Here is a 20,147-nt window from a genome sequence, read left to right as displayed (position 1 = left end):
TCGTGTCTTCCTCTGTCGAACCGGTCGCGTTGAGCGACATCGGCGAGTTCGACCACGAATGCGACGTGCTCGTCGTCGGCTTCGGCTGCGCGGGCGCGGCGGCGGCGTTCGAGGCGGCCCGCGCCGGGGCGGACGTCCTGGTGCTGGAGCGCGCGAGCGGCGCCGGCGGGTCGTCGGCGCAGTCCGGCGGCGAGCTGTACCTCGGCGGCGGCACCGAGGTGCAGAAGGCCTGCGGGTTCGACGACGACCCCGACAACATGTACGCGTACCTGGAGGCGGCGCTCGGCCCGAACGCCGACACCGCGAAGCTCCGGCTGTACTGCGACGGCAGCGTGGAGCACTTCGATTGGTTCCGCGAGTGCGGGGTCACGTTCAACCACAGCCTCCACCCCTCGCCGACGTGGATGCCCATGTCGGAGGACGGGCTGATGTGGCTGGGGGAGAACTCCTGGCCGTACAACACGATCGCCGGGCCCGTCCCGCGCGGGCACCGTCCGGCGGCACCCGGGTTCGGCGGCGGGGTGCTGATGGAGAAGCTGTCCGCCGCCGCGACCGAGGCGGGCGCCGTCACGCACGTCGACACGCAGGCCACGAACCTCGTCCTGGCCGAGGACGGCCGAGTCGCGGGCGTCGTGGCGCGCATGTACGGCAAGCCGGTCACCTACCGCGCCCGGACGGCGGTGATCCTCACGACGGGCGGGTTCGTCGACAACGAGGAGATGCTCGCCCACCACGCCCCGCTGCTGCTCGGGCACGACAAGGTGAGCGACGGCCTGGACGACGGCTCCGGCATCCGGATGGCGACCGCGATCGGCGCCGCCACCCGGCGCATGGCGGTCGTCGAGATCGCGCTCACCGCGCTGCCCGCGATGGTGTGCCGCGGCATGCTCGTGGACGGCATGGGGCGCCGCTTCATCAACGAGGACGTCTATCCGGGCCACTACAGCGTGCACGCCGTCAGGCACCAGCCCGGCCCCTACTGGACGATCATCGACGAGGAGGGGTACGAGTCCGTCCCCGAGGCGGACCGGTGGGGCGTCCTCCCCAAGTACGCGGCCGAGACCCTCGCCGAGCTGGAGGAGTCGCTCGGCATGCCCGCCGGGTCCCTGGAGACCACGGTCGAGACCTACAACCGGCACGCCGAGAAGGGCGAGGACCCCTACTTCCACAAGGACCCGAAGTGGCTGCGCCCATTGAAGTCCCCGTTCGCGGCGATCGACCCGGCGGCGGGCTTCTTCGGCGGCGTCCCGGGCAAGGGCACGGGCGCGGGCGGGTTCACCCTGGGCGGGCTGCACACGACGGTCGACGGCGAGGTCCTCAACAACTCGGGCGACCCGGTGCCGGGGCTGTACGCGGCGGGACGGGCCGCGTCCGGCATGCACGGCGAGGGCTACATCAGCGGGACGTCCCTCGGCGACGGCACGTTCTTCGGCCGCCGCGCCGGACGCGCCGCCGCCGCTCTGAAGAAGGGCTCTGCGTGAGGCACGCCGTCCTGGGCGACGACCGTCCGGCGCGTGAGACGGCGTTCGCGGAGCTGGTCGCGGCACGCGGTGACGACGACCGGACCGGCCTGTGCTTCGAGGACCGGTCCTGGACGTGGCGCGAGGTCGTGGAAGAGTCCCGGCGCCGCGCCTTGTTCGTTCGCGATCTGGACGGTCATGCAGGCCTCTTCCTGGAGAACGGCCCCGAGCACCTGTTCTGGCTGCTGGGCGCGGCGCTCGCAGGCGTCCCGGTCGTGGAGCTGAACCCGACGCGCCGGGGCGCCGAACTGGCCCGCGACATCACCCACACCGACTGCGCCCTGCTGGTCACCGAGACGTCCCGGGCACCGCTGCTCGAAGGACTGGCGGACGTCCCGGTGCTGACCGTGGACACCCGCGCCTACGTACAGCGCCTGGCCGGGGCCCGTCCGGCGGAGGACGTGCCGGCCGACCCGGCGAGGATCTTCTCGCTGGTCTTCACGTCCGGCACCACGTCCGCGCCCAAAGCGGTGATCTGCACGCAGGGCAGGCTGGGCCGGATCGCCGTCCAGCAGCGCGACCGGCGCGGCCTCACCCGCGACGACGTCTTCTACGTCGTGATGCCGATGTTCCACTCGAACGCCCTGATGGCCGGGATCGCGCCCGCGGTCGCGACGGGCGGCCGCATCGTCCTCCGCCGCAAGTTCTCGGCCTCCGGCTTCCTCCCGGACGTCCGCCGCTACGGCGTCACATTCTTCAACTACGTGGGCAAACCGCTCAGCTACATCCTGGCTACCGCAGAGAAGCCGGACGACGCCGACAACCCTCTCCGCATCGCGTTCGGCAACGAGGCGAACGAACGCGACATCGCCGAGTTCGCCCGCCGCTTCGGCTGCACGGTCATCGACTCCTACGGGTCGAGCGAGGGCGAGATCCGCCTCAACCGCGTCCCCGGCACACCACCCGGCTCGCTGGGCGTCGCAGAGCCGGGCACGATCGTGATCGACCCGGAGACCCTGCAGGAATGCCCGCCCGCGCGATTCGACGAGCACGGCGTGCTCCTCAACGCCGACGAGGCCATCGGTGAGATCGTCGACACGATGGGCGCCGCGAAGTTCGAGGGCTACTACAACAACCCCGAGGCGACGGCGAAGCGCGTCCGCAACGGCTGGACGTGGTCGGGCGACCTCGCCTACCGCGACGCGGACGGTTACTGGTACTTCGCCGGCCGCGACGAAGACTGGCTGCGCGTGGACGGCGAGAACTTCGCGGCGGCCCCCGTCGAACGCCTCCTGGCCCGCTTCGAACCCTTCGCGGACGTCGCCGTCTACGCCGTCCCGGACGAGCACGTAGGCGACCAGGTGATGGCGGCGGTCGCGCTCGCCCCGGGCCACGCCTTCGACCCGTCCGCCTTCACCGCCTTCCTGGCCGCCCAACCAGACCTGGGCACGAAGTGGACGCCCCGCTTCCTCCGCCTGATCGAGGAACTACCCCGCACCCCCACCAACAAAGTGATCAAGCGCCCCCTACGCGCCGAAGCGACCAACACGACCGACCCCGTCTACGAACACCACAACGGCGCCTACATCATGAGCCCCCGAGAAGTGCGGGCGGGTCGTCGGTGATCAGGCCGTGTCGTGTCCGAGGTCCAGGACGACCTTGCCGCGGCCGTGGCCGGTCGCTACCTCGCGGTGGGCGTCGGGCGCGCGGTCGAGGGGGAACACGCCGCGCACGTGGACGCGCAGCCGTCCCTCGTCGTAGAAGCGGGCGGTCTCGGCGATCCGGGCGGCCGACCGCTTGTCCGGTGTCGTCCGCACGCCGAGCTCGGCGGCGCGGCCGTGGTCGACCAGGGTGATGATGCGGTTCCGGTCCTCGACGAGGTCGAGGGATACGTCCAGCGCGTGGCCGCCGGCGCCGTCGAGCGCGGCGTCCACGCCGTCCGGGGCGAGGGCCCGCACGCGCTCTTCGAGGCCGTCGCCGTAGGCGACCGGTGTCGCGCCGATCGACCGCAGGTAGTCGTGGTTGCCCTCGCTCGCCGTGCCGATGACCGTGGCTCCGGCGATCCGGGCGAGCTGGACGGCGACCGTTCCGACCGCTCCCGCCGCCGCGTGGACCAGCAGCGTGTCACCCGGCCCGACCCGCATTTCCTCAAGGGCGATGTGCGGGGTCATCACCGCGGCGGGGAAGCCGCCCGCCACGTCCCACGGCATGCTCGCGGGCTTGGCCGCCAGCACCCCGGCCGGGACGGCGACGTACTCGGCATAGGCGTTCAGGCGGCAGTTGCCGATCACCTCGTCGCCTGCCTTCACATCCGTGACGTCCTCGCCGACCTGGTCGACCACGCCGGCGAACTCGTTGCCGGGCACGCGCGGGAAGCCCTCGGGGGTCCCCGGCGGTGACCACCCCTCGCGGATGGCCAGGTCGTACGGCTGCACCCCGGCCGTGCGCACCCGGACCCGGACCTCGCCAGGCCCGGCCTCCGGCGTCGGAACCTCCATCGTCCGCAGCACGTCCGGCCCGCCCGGCTCATGGAAACCCGAAACCCTCATCAGCGTCCTCCTTCATCGTCGATCGGGAGGAACGCTAGGACCTCAACCAATCCTGAGGTCAAGCCGGACGATCAGCGGAGCCGGGCGCGGAGCAGGCGCGGCCAGCCGGACGGGCGGCGGAGCCCGGTGAGCAGCACGGGGAGTGGATCCGAGAAGGACCGGCGCGCCCGGATCGTCCCGCCGTCGATGACGAACCGGTCGCAGACCGGGAACGCGACGGGCCCCCGGCCGAGGGTCGCGGTGCAGTCGGACTCGATGAAGACGGTGTCCCCGTCGACCGCGCTGCGCCGGACGGTGAGGGTCAGGTCCGGGAAGAGGACGAACAGGCGCCGGAACAAGTCGTCGACCGCCGCGATGCCGTGCGCGTCCGGGAACATCGGCTGGGTGAAGACCGCCTCGCTGTGGATGAGCGGGAGGAAGTGGTCGAGGAACGCGCCGGGCTTCGGCAGGGCCCAGCCCTCGGCGAAGACCGCGGGGAAGTCGTGCGGCGTCATCGGTTCTCCTGACCTGCGAGGAAGGCCTCGAGCAGTTCGGCGAGCCGCTCCGGCCGGTCGTGCGGGACGAACGTGCCGGAGCCCTCGACCACCTCGAGCCGGCCGTCCGGGAAGGCGGCGGCCAGCCGGCGGCCGAGCGAGCGGGGGAACAGGCGGTCCCGGTCCGCCCACACCACGAGGACGGGACGGTCGAACCCGCCGAAGGTCCGCGCGGCGGCGAGCGTCTGGGCGCGGGAGGAGCCGGTCATGAGCTTGGCGATGTCGCGGCGCACGCCGGGGTCGGCGGCGAGCGGGGCGGCCCAGTGGCGCACCGAGCCGGGATCGTGCTCGATGACGGCGCCGAAGCCCAGCCGCGAGGCGGCGAAGGCCGGGACGTTCATGGCCGCCGCCATCAGCCGCACGAACCCGGGGACGGCCGCGAGGCGGAACAGCAGCCGGTAGGCGCCCGGCGGGAACGTCTCGAACGCGTCGCAGGCCACCAGCGCCAGCGCGGCGACCCGCTCGGGACGTGCGGCCGCGACCAGCTGCGCGACGACTCCGCCGCTGTCGTTGCCGACCAGCACGGCCCGCGGCTCGTCCAGCCCGTCCAGGACCTCGACGACGAGCTCGGCCAGGCCCGGCGGGGACAGGTCGGCGTCCGCGCGCATGGGACCGCGGTGCGCGCCGAACGGCCAGTCGACCGTGACGCACCGGTGCGAGCCGGCGAGCCCGTCGATCACCTCGGACCACACGTCCGGGCCGGCGAGGAACCCCTGGAGGAACACTACGGCGGGACCCGGCCCGTCGCCGTGCCGCCGGTAACGGATGGTGCCGCGGCTCGTCTCCAGCTCTTCATGACCAACAGTCGAAAACTGACTCACAGTCAAAGACTGTAACCTGGTCGGCATGTCCGTCAAGAGCCGCCGTGCCGAATACAAGGAACTCACCAGGGACGCGGTGCTCCAGGCGGCGCGACGCCTGTTCACCGAGCGGGGCTTCGCGGCGACCACCATCGACGACGTCGCCCAGGCGGCGCGCGTCAGCAAGGGGTCGGTCTACTACCACTTCACCGACAAGGCCCGGCTGTTCGAGGCGGTGTTCACGGACCGCCAGGCCAGGCTGGTGGAGGCCGTCGCCGCCGCGGCCGGACGGCACGACGACCCCTGGGAGCGGCTCGTCGCCGCGCTTGAGGCGTACCTGGACGGGACCGTCGCGGACGCCGCCCACCGGTCCCTGCTCCAGCAGGCCCCCGCGGCCCTGGGCGTCGAACGCTGCCGGGAACTCGACGCGGAGATGGGCCTCCCCGCCGTCCGCGCGCTGCTGGACGACCTGTCGGCCACCGGCGAACTCGCGGTGGACTCGAACGCGATGCTCACGCGCCTGATGTTCAGCGCCCTCTGCGAGGCGGCGATGACCGCCGGCGCCGCTCCGGACCCCGCCCATGCCCGGGACGAGGCGGCCACCGTCCTCAAAGCGATCACGGCCGGTCTCCGCCGCCCCCAAGGCCGGGCGGGCGCTACTCGACGACCGTGATGGCGCCGTTCAGCGCCGCCTCCTGGATCGCCGAGCGGAGCGCCGGGCAGGTCGCGTGCGGATCGTCCAGGCCCACGCACGCGCCCCTCGCCTCGGCGTTCCACTGGATGCTCGTCTGCTCCCAGCTCGACTTGCGCACCAGCACCTCGGCCGCACAACGGCGGCACCGGACCGGAAGCAGCGGGCCGTCCAGGAGGCGCTCGTCCTGCCGGGCCGTCATGTCGAGGCTCCCTGGGCCTGCCGGCGCGCGAGGTTGTCCTCGACCTCCTTCTGCCACGATTCGACCGGGCGGGTCGTGTCGATCTCGAACTCGAACCGGTCGGTCATCTCCGGCCTGACGTCCGCGACGTCCACGTAGAACTGCTCGTACCAGCGGCGCAGCTGGTAGACGGGCCCGTCCTCCTCGCACAGGAGCGGGTTGTCGATGCGGGCCTTGCGCCGCCAGATCGCGATGTCCTGCTCGAAACCGGTCAGGATGAAGTCCGACAGCTTCTGCGCGGTCGCCTCGGCCGCCTCGGGCGGCAGCGCGTCGCTGTGCCGGACGATGATGCCCGAGTGCAGCGCGAACGAGTTCTCGTCGATCGGGTAGTGGCAGTTGATCAGGACGGAGTTCAGGTCGTACCCCTCGTAGTGGTACGTCAGCTCGTCGATCATGAAGGAGGGGCCGTGGTAGGAGGCGACGGAGGTGTTGCCGAGCATCCGCGGCCCCCCGCCGCCGCCCTCCCGGCGGGCGTCCTCCCGGGTCCGGCCCTTCATGATCTGCGTGGCGACCTGGCCCTCGAAGACGTTCTTGAAGTAGGTCGGGAACGACTTGTGGATGTAGAAGAAGTGCGCCATGTCGACGACGTTGTCGATGATCTCGCGGCAGTTGGCGTGGACGACCGTCTCCGTCCAGCGCCAGTCGGTCCAGTCGTCGCGGGAGGCGCCCTCGATCACCGGGATCGTGACGTCCTCCGGGGGCCTGTTTCCCTCCGGGTCGTTCCAGACGAAGAGCATCTTGTCCTGCACCATCGTCGGCCACGCTGCGGTCCGGGCACGCAGCGGCACGCGGCGCGAGTACGGGATCTTCTTGCAGCGGCCGTCGCCGCCCCAGCGCCAGTCATGGAACGGGCAGGCGATCTCGTTGCCCTTGACGGTGCCGTCGGAAAGGTCGCCGCCCATGTGCCGGCAGTAGCCGTCCAGGACGTTCGTCCTGCCGTCCTCACCGGTGAAGACCACGAGCTTCTGCCCGAACGCGTTGACCGTGTGGGGCTTGCCGTCCCGGAACTTCTCGGCCAGCCCGAGACAGTGCCACCCCCGGGCGAATCGGCGGGAGATCGCCTCCGCCTCGATGGCGCGGACGGCGTCCGACTCGGTTGCGGTCACGTGGATCATCCCTTCGGCGACGCATGGGTGATTCGAACATTAGGTCGCAGACCACCGGCCCGATCGGTGAGTCCCGGTGGCCGGGACGCCCGTGCCCGCGCGGACACGCGAGCATGGTCTCCTGCAATGGCCGTACGAGGGAAGGAACGGGGATGAGCAACGAGGTCCTGGACGCCGTTCGGGAGCTGCTGCCGGGCATCGCGGAGCGGGCCCGGTCCGTGGACGAGAAGGGGCGCATCCCCGCCGGGACGATCCGCGAGCTGACCGCCGCCGGGGTGTTCCGGATGCTCCAGCCGACCCGCTACGGCGGCGCCGAGGACGACCCGGTCGCGTTCTACGAGGTGATCCGCGCGGTCTCCGGCGCCTGCGGCTCGACCGGCTGGGTCGCGGCCGTGCTCGGCGTGCACTCCTGGCACCTCGGCCTGTTCGCCGACGAGGCGCAGCGCGAGGTGTGGGGCGCCGGCCCGGACACCCTCATCGCCTCGTCCTACGCCCCGATCGGCCGCCTCACCCCGGTCGACGGCGGCTACGAGCTCACCGGCCGCTGGTCGTTCTCGTCCGGCTGCGAGTTCGCCTCCTGGGCCCTGCTCGGCGCCCTCGTCGTCGGCGCCGAGGGCCGCCCGGTCGACTTCATGACCGTCCTCGTCCCCAAGCGGGACTACGAGATCGCCGAGGTCTGGGACTCGATGGGCCTGCGCGGCACCGCCAGCGACGACATCGTCGTCGAGGGGGCCTTCGTCCCGTCGCACCGGGCGATGCGCAACTTCGAGCAGGCCCAGCTCCGCAACCCCGGCCGCAAGGTCAACACGGGCCCGCTCTACCGCATGCCGTTCGGGACGATCTTCACCAGCACCGTCGCCGCCAGCGTCATCGGCATGGCCGCCGGCTGCCACGACCTCTACGTGACGAGGATGCGCGACCGGATCCGCCTCAGCCTCGGCGGCGGCCGCTTCGTCGAGGACCAGTTCACCCAGGTGGCCGTCGCCCGCGCCGCCTCCGAGATCGACGCCGCGATCCTGCAGACCGACCGCAACGTCCGCGAGATCCACGACTACGCCGTCCGCAACGAGAAGATCCCCATGGAACTCCGCCTGCGCGCCCGCCGCGACCAGGTCCGCGGCACCGAACGCGCCATCGAGGCCATCGACATCCTCTTCAAGACCGCCGGCGGCAACTCCCTCCACCGCGGCAACGTCATCGAACGCGCCTGGCGCGACGCCCACGCCGGCAGCGTCCACGTGGCCAACGACGTGGAACACGCCTTGTCCATGTATGGCCGCGGCGAATTCGGCCTGAAGGTAGAAGACAACCTGGTCTGACCAGAATCCGCGGGAAAACGCCGCGCTGGATGGGAAACGACGGGTCGGCCTCCCACACACAAAAGGAGGCCTTCCCGGGTCGAACGATTCCGATATCGGGATACGCGGGATGGACCGAAATATTTTACGACTTGCTCGATTAGATCGTCTCCGCGTGGCGTGCAAATATCGAGCAAAGTCCGGAGTTTGATCATTTCATTGAATTATATTTGAAAGTCGACGCACTGGGATCACTGCGAAACTTTGAGGGAGTCATGCCGCGATCTCCGTCCGGGAAAGATTTGAACGCGGCCTTTATGGGCCGGTTCTTCAGGAGGTGGGTCGGCGGGAATTCTCGAGTTCCGGAACCGCGCAGTTCCGCTCACGATGAAGCGGTCACGGTGACCATTGACGCGGCACGCCACGACGGCGGGCCCATCGATGAGAGCCCGGCCGAGCGGACCATACGCAACTTCCTCGAACTCCTGCAGGGCTTCCGGGTCGCGGTCACAGGGGTGCAGGTTCTCTTCGCCTTCCTGCTGACCGTCCCGTTCGCTCCGGGATACGACCGGCTCGACGTCGCGGAGCGCTGGCTGTGGTACGTCGCACTGGTCGCGGCCGCCGTGGCCTCGATCTTCTTCATCGCCCCGGTGGCCCAGCACCGGGTCCTGTTCCGCCGAGGGGGCAAGGAGGCGCTGGTCCGGCGGTCGAACGTGTACGGCATCGTCGGGACGTTGGCGCTGGCCGTGACGATGACCGCCTCGACCATGGTGGTGGTCGGCTACCTGTTCGCCGGACCGCTCGCGCTCATCACCACCGCCTGCCTCGCCGTCCTCGCCGGCTGGCTCTGGTTCGGGAAACCCATGCTCACTCGGCGGCAGCATGGGCCGACGCCCGGCCCGTGTTGTGAGGCCCGGGGGGACGTGGTTGCGGACTCCGGCCACACCGACGATGAGCCCGACCTCTGGGCGTGAACACGATCGGCTTCCGCTCGGGCCGCCGCCCTGGCCCGCTCAGCAGTAGTAGAGCAGGTCTCGCCGCCGTTTCCGACGTTTAGCATCGGAATGGCCACTGGAGTGTCGGCCGCTAGGACGGATCTCCAAGCGCGGAAGACCGATCGGCGCTTTCCCGGCAGGGATCGGCGGCATGCGAGAGACGACCGGACGAAGGTTCATCGGTTCCCCCGAAATCACTGTGCGGCATTCGACAAGTTCATGCTCCACGGCGCTCCTGAGGCCAGGCTGAACAATCCTGAAAACCCCTTCAGGATTTGCCGACCGAGTCGGACAGTGCTCACGTCGAGATGTGCTGGACGGCGCGGTAGGCGAAGGCCATCGCGGATCCGATCGGAACGCCGGGCCCCGGGTAGACGGGTCCCGTGAAGGAGGCGCTGGTGTTGCCGGCGGCGTAGAGACCGGGGATCGGACGGTCCGAACCGTCCAGGACGCGGCCGTCAGGGTCGGTGCGCAGGCCGCCTTTCGTCCCGAGGTCGCTCAGGACGACGGCGGCCGCGAAGTACGGCGGCCGGTCGACGGCGACGACGCATGACCTGCCGCCGGAGAAGTACCGGTCGTAGGGGTCTTCGCCGCGGTGGAAGTCCTCGTCCGCGCCCTTGCCGGCGAAGCCGTTGAAGCGCTCGACCGTGACGGCAAGGGCGTCCGCCGGGAGGCCGAGCCTGTCGGCCAGCTCGTCCAGCGTGGCCGCCTGGACCCATGCGCCTGACGCCAGTTGCTCGTCCGGCCTCAACGGCGGGACGGAGATCGCCGGGAGCCCGTCGAACCGGGTGTCCCAGATCAAGTGGAACGGGGCCAGCGCGCCCGCCATCCGCCGGCCCATCCGGTCGTAGGGCAGAGACTCGTTGGCGAACCGGCGCCCCGACCCGTCCACGATGAGCCCGCCCCGGAACCCGAGCGTGAACGCGGGGCGTCCGTCCGGAGTGAGCAGGCCGGGGCAGAACCACGCCTGATCCAGGAGCCCGGTGGACGCGCCGACCCGGACGGCGGCCTCGATGGCGTCACCCGTGTTCGCGCCGTCCGGAGCCATCGTCCAGTGCGCGCCGCCCGGCACGCCGCGCTCCGCCCGCAGGGAGGCCGAAGCCTCGAAACCTCCGGTGGCCAGCAGCACGCCCCGCGACGCCCGCATCCGGAGACCCCCGGCCTCCACACCGGCGACCCGGCCGTCCTCCATGATCAGCCCGGTCAGCGGGGTCTCGGTGCGGATCTCGCCGTTGCCGGTCGCGACGATCGCCGGCAGCAGCCGCCCGATCAGCGAGCGGCCCTGCGTCATCGGCCTGGAGGCCGAGTGCCCGCGGCCCGCCCGGTCGCGATCCACGGGCGGGCGGACGAGCCCGGCCAGCTCCCCGAGCCGCTCCAGGGGCAGGTCCGGCGGAACGAACGACCGGCCCATTTCCAGGCGTCCGGGCGCCGCGTAGTAGTCAGTCCTTTTCCAGGAATTCCACCAGCTCTGGAGCGGTCGAAAGAAATGCCTCCCGGTGCGCGGCGGCCTCGTCGCCGAGCAGCGCACGCAGATACGCCCGGGCCCCTTCGGTCGAGTCGCCGATATCGGCGCGCTTCTGCACCCGCGTCCCCGGCAGCCAGATGGCCGAGCCCGAGTAGGCGGACGTCCCGCCCAGCAGGCCGGTCTTCTCCAGGACGACGGTCCGGAGCCCGTTCGACGCCGCGGCCAGCGCACCCGTCATGGCGCCGGCGCCAGAACCGGCGACCACCACCTCGTATTCGGCGTCCCACTCGGCTCGTCCCACGTGACTTCCCTCCGAGCTCGGGATTCCGGCGCGCGCACAACGTAAACGCGCCGGTCGCCGCGGTGGGACGACCCGTCCCACTGACCGGTATCGAGGTTCGCGGGGACGGCTTCGGCCCCGGATATTGGTCCCTGTCGGTACGGGAATGGTCGGGACACGAACGGACCGGGGAGGACCGTGGCGAGGATCGCATCCGCCAGGCTGTCCGCCGAGCCCAGCTCGCCGGAGCAGCACGACCGGCGCCAGCGCATTCTCCGCGCCGCGTCGCGCATCGGCGCCGAGAAGTCTCTCGAACGCGTCCAGATGCACGAGGTGGCGAAGGGGGCCGGGGTGGCGATCGGCACCCTTTACCGGTACTTCCCATCGAAGGTTCATCTGTTCACCGCGGTCATGGCCGCGCAGGTCGACCGGCTCCGCGAACAGGTCTCCGAGCCGGAGCCCGGCACCAGCCCCGAGGACGCGGTCGCCGACCTGCTGGTGGAGGCCAGCCGGTACCTGATGGCGCAGCCCGTCCTGTCCACGTCGATGCTGCACGCCTCGAACACCGCCCACGTCGCGACCGTCGCCGACACCGTCCACATCGACAACACGTTCCGGGAGGTCCTGCTGCGGGCCGTGGGCATCGAGGTGCCTACCGCACAGGACGTCACCCTCGTCCGGCTGGTGATGCAGTGCTGGTACGGCGTGCTGCAGTCCAGTTTGAACGGCCGCGCGTCCATGGCGGACGTCGAGGGCGACATCCGGCTGGCCTGCCGGCTCCTGCTGGCCCCCCGCTCCAACGCCCCCCAGTGACCCGGAGGAGAGACCATGGCACGCACCATCGCCGTCAGCGGGTCGGCGTCCGGCATCGGCAGGACCCTGGCGGGGCTGCTGCGAGAGCAGGGCGACGAGGTCATCGGCGTCGACCTTCGCGACGCCGACGTGTGCGCCGACCTCGGCGGACCCGAGGGCCGGACGCGGGCTGTCGCCGAAGTGCTCGACCTGTGCGGCGGGACGCTCGACGCCGTCGTGGCCTGCGCCGGCGTCTCGCACTTCACCGAACTCCCCGTCAAGGTCAACTTCTTCGGTGCCGTCGCCCTGCTGGACGGCCTACGCGCGGCGCTGGCCGCCGCCGAGGCGCCGCGCGCCGCCGTGGTCGGCTCGATCGCCGGGACGCAGCCGGTGGACGACGCCATCGTCCGCGCCTGCCTGGACGGCGACGAGACCGCCGCGCTCGAAGCCGCGGCCAAGGTCGTCCAGGCCGGGGACGGGTACAAGACGTACCCGTCCTCGAAGTCGGCGCTGGCGCAGTGGATGCGCCGCGTCTGCGTCACCGCCGGATGGGCGGGTGTGGGCATTCCCCTCAACGCGATCGCGCCCGGCGTCGTCAGGACGCCGATGACGGCGCCGCTGTTCGGGGACGAGGCGATGCTCAAGGCGATGAACGAGGCCGTCCCGATGCCGCTGAACGGGTACGCCGACCCCGAGGTGATCGCCGAGGCGCTGCGCTGGCTGGTCTCCCCGGCCAACACCCACATGACCGGCCAGGTCGTCTACGTGGACGGCGGCGCCGAGGCGACCCTCCGAAACCAGGACGTCTTCTGAGCGGCCGCCACCGGCACGAGGCGGTCGTCGCCGGTCAGTACTTGCTCGTGCCCGTGTCGTCGAGCGCCGCGACGCTGTAGGCGGCGTAGGTCTTGTGCGCGGCCCGTCCCTCGAAGTACGGGGTGATCTGCTCGCCGAACTCCTCGACGGAGAAGACGCCGTCCGCCGCGGTGAACTTCCGCTCCACGGTCGGCGCGGCCATCAGCGCGACCATGTCGCCGTACACGATGAACACCTGACCGCTGATCTTCTCGGACGCGGGGGAGGCGAGGTAGCCGACGAACGTCCCGACGCGTTCGGGCGCCATGACGTCCAGCCCGCCGGGCGCGGTGCCCTCGGTGAACGTCGCCTCGGTCATCGCCGTCCGTGCGCGGGGGCAGATCGCGTTGGCGCGCACCCCGTACCGGCCGAGCCCCGCGGACGTCGACAGCGTGAGCGCCACGATGCCGGCCTTCGCCGCCGAGTAGTTCGGCTGGCCCGCCGACCCGAAAAGGAACGCCTCAGACGCGGTGTTGATCACACGCCCGTAGACCGGGCCGCCCGCCGCCTTGCTCGCCGCGCGCCAGTGCACGGCCGCGGCGCGGGACACGGCCGCGTGCCCCTTCAGATGGACGCGGACGACGTCGTCCCAGTCCGGCTCGGACAGGTTGAACAGCATCTTGTCGCGCAGCACGCCCGCGTTGTTGACGAGGACGTCCAGCGAGCCGAACGTGTCGACGGCGGCCGACACCAGCGTGTCGCCCATCGACCAGTCGCCGACGTCCCCGGTCACCGCGACGGCCTGACCGCCAGCCTCCTTGATCTCGGCGACCACCCCGTCGGCGGCCGGCCCCACGTCGTTGACGACGACGTTGGCGCCCCGCGCGGCCAGGGCGAGGGCCTCGCAGCGGCCGAGCCCGGCGCCGGCGCCGGTGACGACGGCGGTGCGGCCCGCCAAGGAGAGGTCAGCGTTCATCGGAGCCTCCGGTCGGTGTTCAGGATCGCACGCCGGAGGCTAGTGCCTCTTCTCCTTCTGCCCGGGATGCCGTCCCGCTCACCGGGTGTCCGCACTCTCGGTTCCTTCAGTAGCTTGCGTCTATGTAGACTGCATCTATGTAGATTGAAGCTACATAGAAGGGAGGGCGAGGTGTTCATCGGTAGGAAGGCCGAGCTGGCGTTGCTGGGCAAGCGTCTGGAGCGGGTCGCGGCCACGGGGGCCGGGACGGCGGTCGCCTTGCGCGGTCGCCGCCAGGTCGGCAAGTCGCGGCTCGTCCAGGAGTTCTGCGACCGCGCCGGGGTGCCGTACCTCTTCTCGGCCGCCACCAAGGGGGCGTCGCCCGTCGAGGCGGTGGCCTCGTTCGCGCGCGACCTCAGGGAATCAACGCTGCCGAGCGACCCCGACCTCGTCCCCCGGCTGGACGGCGGCAGCTGGGCCGACGTGTTCAGGGTGCTGGCGTCAACGCTTCGGGACACCCCCTCGATCGTCGTCCTGGACGAACTGCCGTGGCTCGCGGAGCAGGACCCCGTGTTCGACGGCGCACTGCAGACCGGGTGGGACCGGCTGCTGTCGTCCAAGCCCATCCTGCTCCTGCTCCTGGGCAGCGACCTGCACATGATGGAACGCCTCACCGCTTACGACCGCCCGTTCTACGGGCGGGCCGACAACCTGGTGCTCGGTCCGCTGAATCCGGCCGACCTCGGTCGGTCGCTCGGACTCGACGCCGCCGATGCCATCGACGCGCATCTCGTCTCCGGAGGCCTGCCGGGCATCGTCCGGACCTGGCCCCATGCCACGCCCGCGCTGGACTTCATGCGGGACGAGTGCGCCGACCCGGCCGCGGCCCTGTTCAGCGTCCCGGAGGCGTCCCTCCTGGCGGAGTTCCCCAACCCCGACATGTCACGGCGCGTGCTGGAGGCCGTCGGCTCCGGCGACCGGACGCACGCCAACATCGCCGCGGCGGCCGGTGGCCGCGGCGAGGCGCTCCCGTCCGGGACCCTGTCGCCCCTCCTACGCCGGCTGACCCGGGAGAAGCACGTCCTCGCCGAGGACCAGCCCCTCTCCGCTAAGCCCGGCAAACCCGCCCTGTACCGGATCGCCGACAGCAACATGCGCCTGTACCTGGCGGTCCTCCGGGCGGCCCACGAGCAGGCCCGCAGGGGACGGCCGGAAGCAGGCTTCCGCCTGGTCGAACGCCGCTGGACGTCCTGGCGCGGCCGGGCCGTGGAGCCGCTCGTCCGGCAGGCCCTGGAGCTGTCGGACCTGCCCTGGCCGGACGTCGGCGCGGTCGGCGGCTGGTGGAACCGCCGCTTCGACCCGGAGATCGACCTCGTCGGCGCCGACCGCGCCCCCGTGGCGAACCGGATCCATTTCGCCGGCTCGATCAAATGGCTGAACGGCCCGTTCGACGACCGCGACCTGGCGAACCTCCGCCGGGCCGCGACCGAGGTGCCCGGCCTGGACCCGGCGACCGTGGGTCTCGCCGTGGTGTCGCTTTCCGGCACGGACATCACTGGCGATGTCGCCCTGAACTGGGGCCCGGACGATGTGGTGGGCGCCTGGCATCGGTGAGCGAAGGTCTCCGGAGCCGTGCACGAGGCGGGGTGGCAGAGTCAGCCGCATCGGAACCGCGGGCGGGCCGACCGCCATGACCGCCAGGGTGCCGAGGCCGATCTGCCGGGGCCCACGATCTCGATCAATGATGACCAGGCCGTCATCGTCACCGGCGCTCATTCGCGGGTCGTGATGTCAGTCTGATCCTTCCGGCGGGCGTAGCGCTTCGCAGGCACGTCACATTCCGGAGCACTGGGCACGTCTTGGGGGGCAGATCCTAAAGGAGGAACCATGACGTCGACGATCCTGGTCACCGGTGGTACGGGCACACTCGGAAGCCACGCGGTGCCGTTGCTACGGGCCGCCGGGCAGGACGTGCGGGTGCTCAGCCGCCGCACGCGCGAACCCGCGGACGGCATCGAGTACGTGACCGGTGACCTGCTCAAGGACGAGGGGATCGAGGCCGCGGTGGACGGCGTCGATGTCGTCCTGCACCTGGCGGGCGGCAAGAAGGGCGATGAGGCCGCCGCCCGGAACCTGATGCGGGCCGCGTCCGAGGCCGACGTGAAGCACCTGGTGCTCATCTCGGTCATCGGCGCCGACCGGGTGCCGGTGGCCTGGGTGAGGTCCCAGCTGGACGTGGAGCAGGCCGTGATCGATTCGGGTGTGCCGTACACGATCCTGCGGGCGGCCCAGTTCCATGACCTGGTGCTGAAGGTCGTGCAGAGCATGGCGAAGCTGCCGGTCGTCCCCAAGCCGGGCGGCCTCCGGTTCCAGCCGGTCGACTCCCGGGACGTCGCCGAGCGGCTGGTGGGACTGGCGCTCGGAGCCCCGTCCGGGCGCGTCCCCGACCTGGCCGGGCCCAAGGTCTACGGGCTGGGCGACCTCGTTCGCGGCTACCTGGAGGTGCGCGGCAAGCGGCGCCCGATGCTGCCCGTCCGCATCCCCGGGAAGGCGGGACGCGCCTACCGCGCCGGCGACAACCTGACCCTGGACGGCGCCGACCAGGGCACCCGCACCTGGGAGGAGTTCCTGGCCGAACCGTCAGACGGCCCAGCCGGCCGGGTTCGAGCAGGACTCGCGTGAGATGCCCGAACCCGTGTCCGGGAACGTCCCGAAGCGTTTGTTGTGCAGGTGGGCGAAGAAGTAGCACATCGACTCGCATTCGCCGTCCAGCACGGCGATGCGCGGGTCGGCGGCCACCGCGGTGTAGAAGTCGCGGCCCAGCGCGACGATGAAGCCGCGCGCGTAGAGGAAGCCGTCGTCGGAGCCGTCCGTCACCGCCTGGACGTCGGCCCGGTCGATGTCGTGGAGCATCCGCTCGCACACCCGGTCGAGATCGGTCAGTTCGTCGGCGGGCAGGTCGCGGGCGGCGGTGGCGAGGTTGCCGAGGAACGCGTCCAGGGCCTTGTCGACCACGGAGAGCTCGGGCATCTCCCAGACGTCGGATTCGGGGTCGCGGGTGGTGAGCGCCCGCCGTGCCGCGCCGACCTTGGCGCCCAGCGGTGCCCACGCCGCCTCGATCAGGTCCCAGAAGCGCTCTTCGTTCATGGCGGGAAGCCAACCAGCGACCTCCGACAATCTCAGAAGTCCGTTCCCGGGAGGGGGTTTCTCCATGCCGCCACTGTCGCTGGTCGATCAGTGGCGGCCAAGGCGGTGGACGCTCCCGGTCAGCGGGATGCCGGGAGTGCTCGGGCGTCCCGCTGATTAACGTTTTCCGAATGAACGACCCGATGCCCGACGTGCTCGCTCCGGCGAGGCTCGGCCCGGTCACGTTGCGGAACCGCGTCATCAAGGCGGCGACGTACGAGGGGCTCAGCAGGAAGGGCCTCGTCACCGACGAGCTGATCGACTTCCATGTGCGGCACGCCGCCGGCGGCGCCGGCATGACGACGGTCGCGTACTGCGCGGTCGCCCCCGACGGGCGCACCGACCGCAGGCAGATCCTCTGGACGGACGAGGCGCTCCCCGGCCTGCGGAGGCTGACCGAGGCCGTGCACCACGAGGGTGCCGCCGTCGCCGCGCAGATCGGGCACGCGGGACCGGTCGCCGACCCCAGGAGCAACGGCCACCCGGCGATCGCGCCCACCCGCCGTTTCCACGCGGCGACCGCCGGCCTCGCCAAGGCCGCGACCCACGCGGACCTGGACCGCGTCGTCAAGGGGCACGCCCATGCCGGGAAGGCGGCCATCGAGGCGGGTTTCGACGCCGTCGAGATCCACCTCGGCCACGACTACCTGGCCAGTTCGTTCCTCAGCCCGAAGGTGAACCGCCGCAAGGACGAGTACGGCGGCCCGCTGGAGAACCGGGCCCGGCTGTCCCGCGACATCGCCCGCGCCGTCCGCGACGCCGTCGGCGACCGTATCGCCCTCACCGCCAAGCTGAACATGGACGACGGCGTCCCCGGCGGCTTCCGGCCGGACGAGGCGATCCAGGTGGCGCGGTGGCTGGAGGCCGACGGGTCGCTCGACGCGCTCGAACTCACCGCCGGAAGCTCCCTGCTGAACCCGATGTACCTGTTCAAGGGGGACGCGCCGCTCCGCGAGTTCGCCGCCGCCATGCCGCGGCCGATCAGGCTCGGCGTGCGGCTGTTCGGCCGCCGTTTCCTGCGCGAGTACCCCTACGAGGACCTCTACCTGCTGAAGGACGCCCGCCGGATCCGCGCCGCGGTGAAGATGCCGCTGATCCTGCTCGGCGGGGTCACGGACAGGGCCGGCATGGACACCGCCATGGCGGAGGGCTTCCAGTTCGTCGCGATGGCGCGGGCGCTGCTCCGCGAACCCGACCTGATCAACCGGATCAAGGACGAGCCGGGCACGAGGTCGCTCTGCGTCCACTGCAACAAGTGCATGCCGTCGATCTACAGCGGGACGCGCTGCGTCCTCGTCGAGCAGCCCGCCTGAACGGGGAGGGAGCGGGAGTGCGAGACGAGACGATCGCGGCGATGCTGCTGGCCCGGCTGGGCGACGACCGTCCCGGCCTGCGCAGCCGCGAACGGACCTGGTCGTGGGACGAGGTGGTCCGGGAGAGCGCGGCCCGCGCGTCGCTGGCCCGTGAGCTGCGGCGGGACGGGCCGTTCCACATCGGCGTCCTGCTGGAGAACGTCCCGGAGTACATCCTGTGGCTCGGGGCGGCGGCGCTGAGCGGAGCGACGATCGTCGGCGTCAACCCGACCCGGACCGGCGCCTATCTGGAGCAGGAGGTCCGGCACACCGACCTCCAGCTGGTCGTCACCGATCAGGCCGGGCTGAAGCTGCTGGACGGTCTCGACATCGGCGTCCCGCGCGACCGCTTCCTCCTGATCGACGACGACGGCTACGAGGCGGCAGTCGCGGCAAACGCGTGCGAACCGGAGCACGACGGGTCGATCACCCCGCTGACGCAGATCCTGCTGCTGTTCACCTCCGGGACGACCGGGGCCTCGAAGGCGGCGCGCTGCTCGCAGGGACGGCTCGCCGAGCTGGGCCGCGCCAACAGCGCCAAGTACGACGTCAAGCGCGACGACATCAGCTACTGCTCGATGCCGCTGTTCCACGGGAACGCGCTGATGGCGTTGTGGGCGCCGTCCCTGGCCGTCGGCGCGACCGTCGTCCTCGCGCGGAAGTTCTCCGCGTCCGGGTTCCTGCCGGACGTCCGCTACTACGGGGCGACGTTCTTCACCTACGTCGGCAAGGCGATCGGCTATGTCCTCGCCACGCCCGAGCGGCCGGACGACGGCGGCAACACGCTCACCCACGGGTTCGGGACGGAGGCGTCGCCCGAGGACAAGGCCCGGTTCCTGCGCCGCTTCGGCGCGAGGCTGGTCGAGGGATACGGCTCCAGCGAGAGCGCCGGCATGATCAAGCAGGTGCCGGGCGCGCCGCCGGCGGCGCTCGGGCGTCCCGCGCACGACGGCGTCCGGGTCGTCCACCCGGAGACCCGCGAGACCTGCGCCCCGGCGATCCTGGACGAGCACGGCCGCGTCACCAACGCCGAGGCCGCCGTCGGCGAGATCGTCGACATGCACGGCGCCGCCAGGTTCGAGGGCTACTACAAGAACCCGGAGGCCGACGCGGAACGGGTCCGGCACGGCTGGTACTGGACGGGCGACCTCGGCTATGTCGACGACGACGGGTTCCTGTACTTCGGCGGGCGGTCGGGCGACTGGATCCGGGTCGACTCGGAGAACATCTCCGCGCTGCTCACCCAGAACGTCGTCCGCCGCCACCCGAAGATCGTGGACGCGGTCGCGTTCGGCGTCCCCGACCCGCGCTCCGGCGACCAGGTGATGGCGGCGATCGAGATCCCCGAGGGCGTCGAGTTCGAGGACCTCGACCTTCCCGGGTTCCTCGCCGCCCAGGACGACCTCGGCACCAAGGGCGCGCCGCGGTTCGTCCGCGTCTCGCACGCGCTGCCGACGACCGGCTCGGGCAAGCTCAGGAAGAGGGAACTGCGGCTCGACGGCTGGCGCACCGGCGACCCCGTGTACCGGTGGGCGGGCCGTGCGGTCGACGGGACCGGCGCGCCCGGCTACGCGCTGATGACCGAGGCGGACAAGGCCGCGCTCCACGCGGAGTTCGCCGCCGCCGGACGCCGGCGCTTCCTCCCGTGAACC

The 20,147-nt window shown here is 71.3% G+C and carries 20 protein-coding genes; 11 read left to right on the top strand and 9 right to left on the bottom strand.

The window, feature by feature from the left end; translation table 11 throughout:
- The first annotated feature begins 2 nt into the window (after positions 1–2).
- Together ACQPZP_RS35005 and ACQPZP_RS35000 are read left to right on the top strand one after the other, a co-directional pair.
- Complete coding sequence (locus ACQPZP_RS35005; protein ID WP_433473970.1) at positions 3–1,481, top strand: FAD-dependent oxidoreductase; 1,479 nt, start codon at positions 3–5, stop codon at positions 1,479–1,481.
- The gene (locus ACQPZP_RS35000) at positions 1,478–3,085 is read left to right on the top strand and encodes an AMP-binding protein (RefSeq protein WP_433473969.1); all 1,608 of its coding nucleotides are present in this window, start codon (positions 1,478–1,480) and stop codon (positions 3,083–3,085) included. The genes ACQPZP_RS35005 and ACQPZP_RS35000 overlap by 4 nt, the downstream gene beginning before the upstream one ends.
- On the opposite strand, the gene ACQPZP_RS34995 is transcribed toward ACQPZP_RS35000, so the two are convergent.
- The 3 genes from ACQPZP_RS34995 to ACQPZP_RS34985 form a co-directional block, all read right to left on the bottom strand.
- Positions 3,086–4,009 carry an NADP-dependent oxidoreductase gene (locus ACQPZP_RS34995; protein ID WP_433473968.1) on the bottom strand — a complete coding sequence of 308 codons (924 nt, stop codon included), beginning with the start codon at positions 4,007–4,009 and terminating at the stop codon, positions 3,086–3,088.
- Positions 4,010–4,080: 71 nt separating this feature from the next.
- The gene (locus ACQPZP_RS34990; protein ID WP_433473967.1) at positions 4,081–4,503 is read right to left on the bottom strand and encodes a nuclear transport factor 2 family protein; all 423 of its coding nucleotides are present in this window, start codon (positions 4,501–4,503) and stop codon (positions 4,081–4,083) included.
- The gene (locus tag ACQPZP_RS34985) at positions 4,500–5,363 is read right to left on the bottom strand and encodes an alpha/beta fold hydrolase (RefSeq protein ID WP_433473966.1); all 864 of its coding nucleotides are present in this window, start codon (positions 5,361–5,363) and stop codon (positions 4,500–4,502) included. The genes ACQPZP_RS34990 and ACQPZP_RS34985 overlap by 4 nt, the downstream gene beginning before the upstream one ends.
- Before the next feature lie 25 nt (positions 5,364–5,388).
- Here ACQPZP_RS34985 and ACQPZP_RS34980 point away from each other — a divergent pair, with 25 nt between their 5' ends.
- Positions 5,389–6,015 (top strand): TetR/AcrR family transcriptional regulator, encoded by a 627-nt coding sequence (locus ACQPZP_RS34980; protein ID WP_433473965.1) that lies wholly within the window; start codon positions 5,389–5,391, stop codon positions 6,013–6,015.
- Here ACQPZP_RS34980 and ACQPZP_RS34975 read toward each other — a convergent pair.
- Both ACQPZP_RS34975 and ACQPZP_RS34970 read right to left on the bottom strand, forming a co-directional pair.
- Positions 5,999–6,235 (bottom strand): ferredoxin, encoded by a 237-nt coding sequence (locus tag ACQPZP_RS34975; protein ID WP_433473964.1) that lies wholly within the window; start codon positions 6,233–6,235, stop codon positions 5,999–6,001. The two genes, ACQPZP_RS34980 and ACQPZP_RS34975, sit on opposite strands and share 17 nt — an antisense overlap.
- Positions 6,232–7,389 (bottom strand): Rieske 2Fe-2S domain-containing protein, encoded by a 1,158-nt coding sequence (locus ACQPZP_RS34970; RefSeq protein ID WP_433473963.1) that lies wholly within the window; start codon positions 7,387–7,389, stop codon positions 6,232–6,234. Before ACQPZP_RS34970 ends, ACQPZP_RS34975 begins: the two co-directional genes overlap by 4 nt.
- Positions 7,390–7,532: 143 nt before the next feature.
- On the opposite strand from ACQPZP_RS34970, the gene hsaA reads away from it, so the two are divergent.
- Both hsaA and ACQPZP_RS34960 read left to right on the top strand, forming a co-directional pair.
- Complete coding sequence (hsaA, locus tag ACQPZP_RS34965; protein WP_433473962.1) at positions 7,533–8,699, top strand: 3-hydroxy-9,10-secoandrosta-1,3,5(10)-triene-9,17-dione monooxygenase oxygenase subunit; 1,167 nt, start codon at positions 7,533–7,535, stop codon at positions 8,697–8,699.
- Positions 8,700–9,079: 380 nt separating this feature from the next.
- Complete coding sequence (locus tag ACQPZP_RS34960; RefSeq protein ID WP_433473961.1) at positions 9,080–9,652, top strand: DUF6328 family protein; 573 nt, start codon at positions 9,080–9,082, stop codon at positions 9,650–9,652.
- A gap of 319 nt (positions 9,653–9,971) precedes the next feature.
- Here ACQPZP_RS34960 and ACQPZP_RS34955 read toward each other — a convergent pair whose 3' ends face one another.
- Positions 9,972–11,084: an FAD-binding protein gene (locus ACQPZP_RS34955; RefSeq protein ID WP_433473960.1), complete on the bottom strand. Its 1,113-nt coding sequence runs from the start codon at positions 11,082–11,084 to the stop codon at positions 9,972–9,974.
- A gap of 28 nt (positions 11,085–11,112) precedes the next feature.
- Positions 11,113–11,439, bottom strand: coding sequence for an FAD-binding protein (locus ACQPZP_RS34950; protein WP_433473959.1), 327 nt, complete (start codon positions 11,437–11,439; stop codon positions 11,113–11,115).
- Between the two features lie 177 nt (positions 11,440–11,616).
- Between ACQPZP_RS34950 and ACQPZP_RS34945 the strand changes: the two genes are divergently transcribed.
- On the top strand, positions 11,617–12,231 hold the full coding sequence (locus ACQPZP_RS34945) for a TetR family transcriptional regulator (RefSeq protein WP_433473958.1): 615 nt from the start codon (positions 11,617–11,619) through the stop codon (positions 12,229–12,231).
- Between the two features lie 15 nt (positions 12,232–12,246).
- Entirely contained in the window at positions 12,247–13,023 is a 777-nt protein-coding gene (locus ACQPZP_RS34940) for an SDR family oxidoreductase (RefSeq protein ID WP_433473957.1), read from the top strand.
- Positions 13,024–13,057: 34 nt separating this feature from the next.
- Here ACQPZP_RS34940 and ACQPZP_RS34935 read toward each other — a convergent pair whose 3' ends face one another.
- Entirely contained in the window at positions 13,058–13,978 is a 921-nt protein-coding gene (locus ACQPZP_RS34935; protein WP_433473956.1) for an SDR family NAD(P)-dependent oxidoreductase, read from the bottom strand.
- Between the two features lie 171 nt (positions 13,979–14,149).
- Here ACQPZP_RS34935 and ACQPZP_RS34930 point away from each other — a divergent pair, with 171 nt between their 5' ends.
- Positions 14,150–15,571, top strand: a complete 1,422-nt coding sequence (locus ACQPZP_RS34930; protein ID WP_433473955.1) for an AAA family ATPase — start codon at positions 14,150–14,152, stop codon at positions 15,569–15,571.
- Positions 15,572–15,844: 273 nt separating this feature from the next.
- Positions 15,845–16,639: an SDR family oxidoreductase gene (locus tag ACQPZP_RS34925; protein WP_433473954.1), complete on the top strand. Its 795-nt coding sequence runs from the start codon at positions 15,845–15,847 to the stop codon at positions 16,637–16,639.
- Here ACQPZP_RS34925 and ACQPZP_RS34920 read toward each other — a convergent pair.
- Positions 16,598–17,104, bottom strand: a complete 507-nt coding sequence (locus ACQPZP_RS34920) for a DUF4240 domain-containing protein (RefSeq protein ID WP_433473953.1) — start codon at positions 17,102–17,104, stop codon at positions 16,598–16,600. The two genes, ACQPZP_RS34925 and ACQPZP_RS34920, sit on opposite strands and share 42 nt — an antisense overlap.
- 170 nt (positions 17,105–17,274) lie before the next feature.
- Here ACQPZP_RS34920 and ACQPZP_RS34915 point away from each other — a divergent pair, with 170 nt between their 5' ends.
- Together ACQPZP_RS34915 and ACQPZP_RS34910 are read left to right on the top strand one after the other, a co-directional pair.
- Positions 17,275–18,456, top strand: coding sequence for an NADH:flavin oxidoreductase (locus tag ACQPZP_RS34915; protein ID WP_433473952.1), 1,182 nt, complete (start codon positions 17,275–17,277; stop codon positions 18,454–18,456).
- 17 nt (positions 18,457–18,473) lie between these two features.
- A complete protein-coding gene (locus ACQPZP_RS34910; protein WP_433473951.1) occupies positions 18,474–20,144 on the top strand; it encodes an AMP-binding protein in 1,671 nt (556 codons plus the stop codon).
- The last annotated feature ends 3 nt before the right edge of the window (positions 20,145–20,147 follow it).

This window comes from Spirillospora sp. CA-142024 (genome assembly GCF_050942325.1).
Lineage (GTDB): Bacteria > Actinomycetota > Actinomycetes > Streptosporangiales > Streptosporangiaceae > Spirillospora.
Note: the sequence above shows the minus strand (reverse complement) of the source record. Positions and strands in the feature narration are given on the sequence as shown.

Bases quoted from the DNA above. Each gene is read 5' to 3' on its own strand.
- ACQPZP_RS34995 (WP_433473968.1), bottom strand. From the start codon at position 4,009: ATGAGGGTTTCGGGTTTCCATGAGCCGGGCGGGCCGGACGTGCTGCGG.
- ACQPZP_RS34990 (WP_433473967.1), bottom strand. From the start codon at position 4,503: ATGACGCCGCACGACTTCCCCGCGGTCTTCGCCGAGGGCTGGGCCCTG.
- ACQPZP_RS34980 (WP_433473965.1), top strand. From the start codon at position 5,389: ATGTCCGTCAAGAGCCGCCGTGCCGAATACAAGGAACTCACCAGGGAC.
- ACQPZP_RS34975 (WP_433473964.1), bottom strand. From the start codon at position 6,235: ATGACGGCCCGGCAGGACGAGCGCCTCCTGGACGGCCCGCTGCTTCCG.
- ACQPZP_RS34970 (WP_433473963.1), bottom strand. From the start codon at position 7,389: ATGATCCACGTGACCGCAACCGAGTCGGACGCCGTCCGCGCCATCGAG.
- hsaA (WP_433473962.1), top strand. From the start codon at position 7,533: ATGAGCAACGAGGTCCTGGACGCCGTTCGGGAGCTGCTGCCGGGCATC.
- ACQPZP_RS34955 (WP_433473960.1), bottom strand. From the start codon at position 11,084: ATGGGCCGGTCGTTCGTTCCGCCGGACCTGCCCCTGGAGCGGCTCGGG.
- ACQPZP_RS34940 (WP_433473957.1), top strand. From the start codon at position 12,247: ATGGCACGCACCATCGCCGTCAGCGGGTCGGCGTCCGGCATCGGCAGG.
- ACQPZP_RS34935 (WP_433473956.1), bottom strand. From the start codon at position 13,978: ATGAACGCTGACCTCTCCTTGGCGGGCCGCACCGCCGTCGTCACCGGC.
- ACQPZP_RS34925 (WP_433473954.1), top strand. From the start codon at position 15,845: ATGACGTCGACGATCCTGGTCACCGGTGGTACGGGCACACTCGGAAGC.
- ACQPZP_RS34920 (WP_433473953.1), bottom strand. From the start codon at position 17,104: ATGAACGAAGAGCGCTTCTGGGACCTGATCGAGGCGGCGTGGGCACCG.
- ACQPZP_RS34915 (WP_433473952.1), top strand. From the start codon at position 17,275: ATGAACGACCCGATGCCCGACGTGCTCGCTCCGGCGAGGCTCGGCCCG.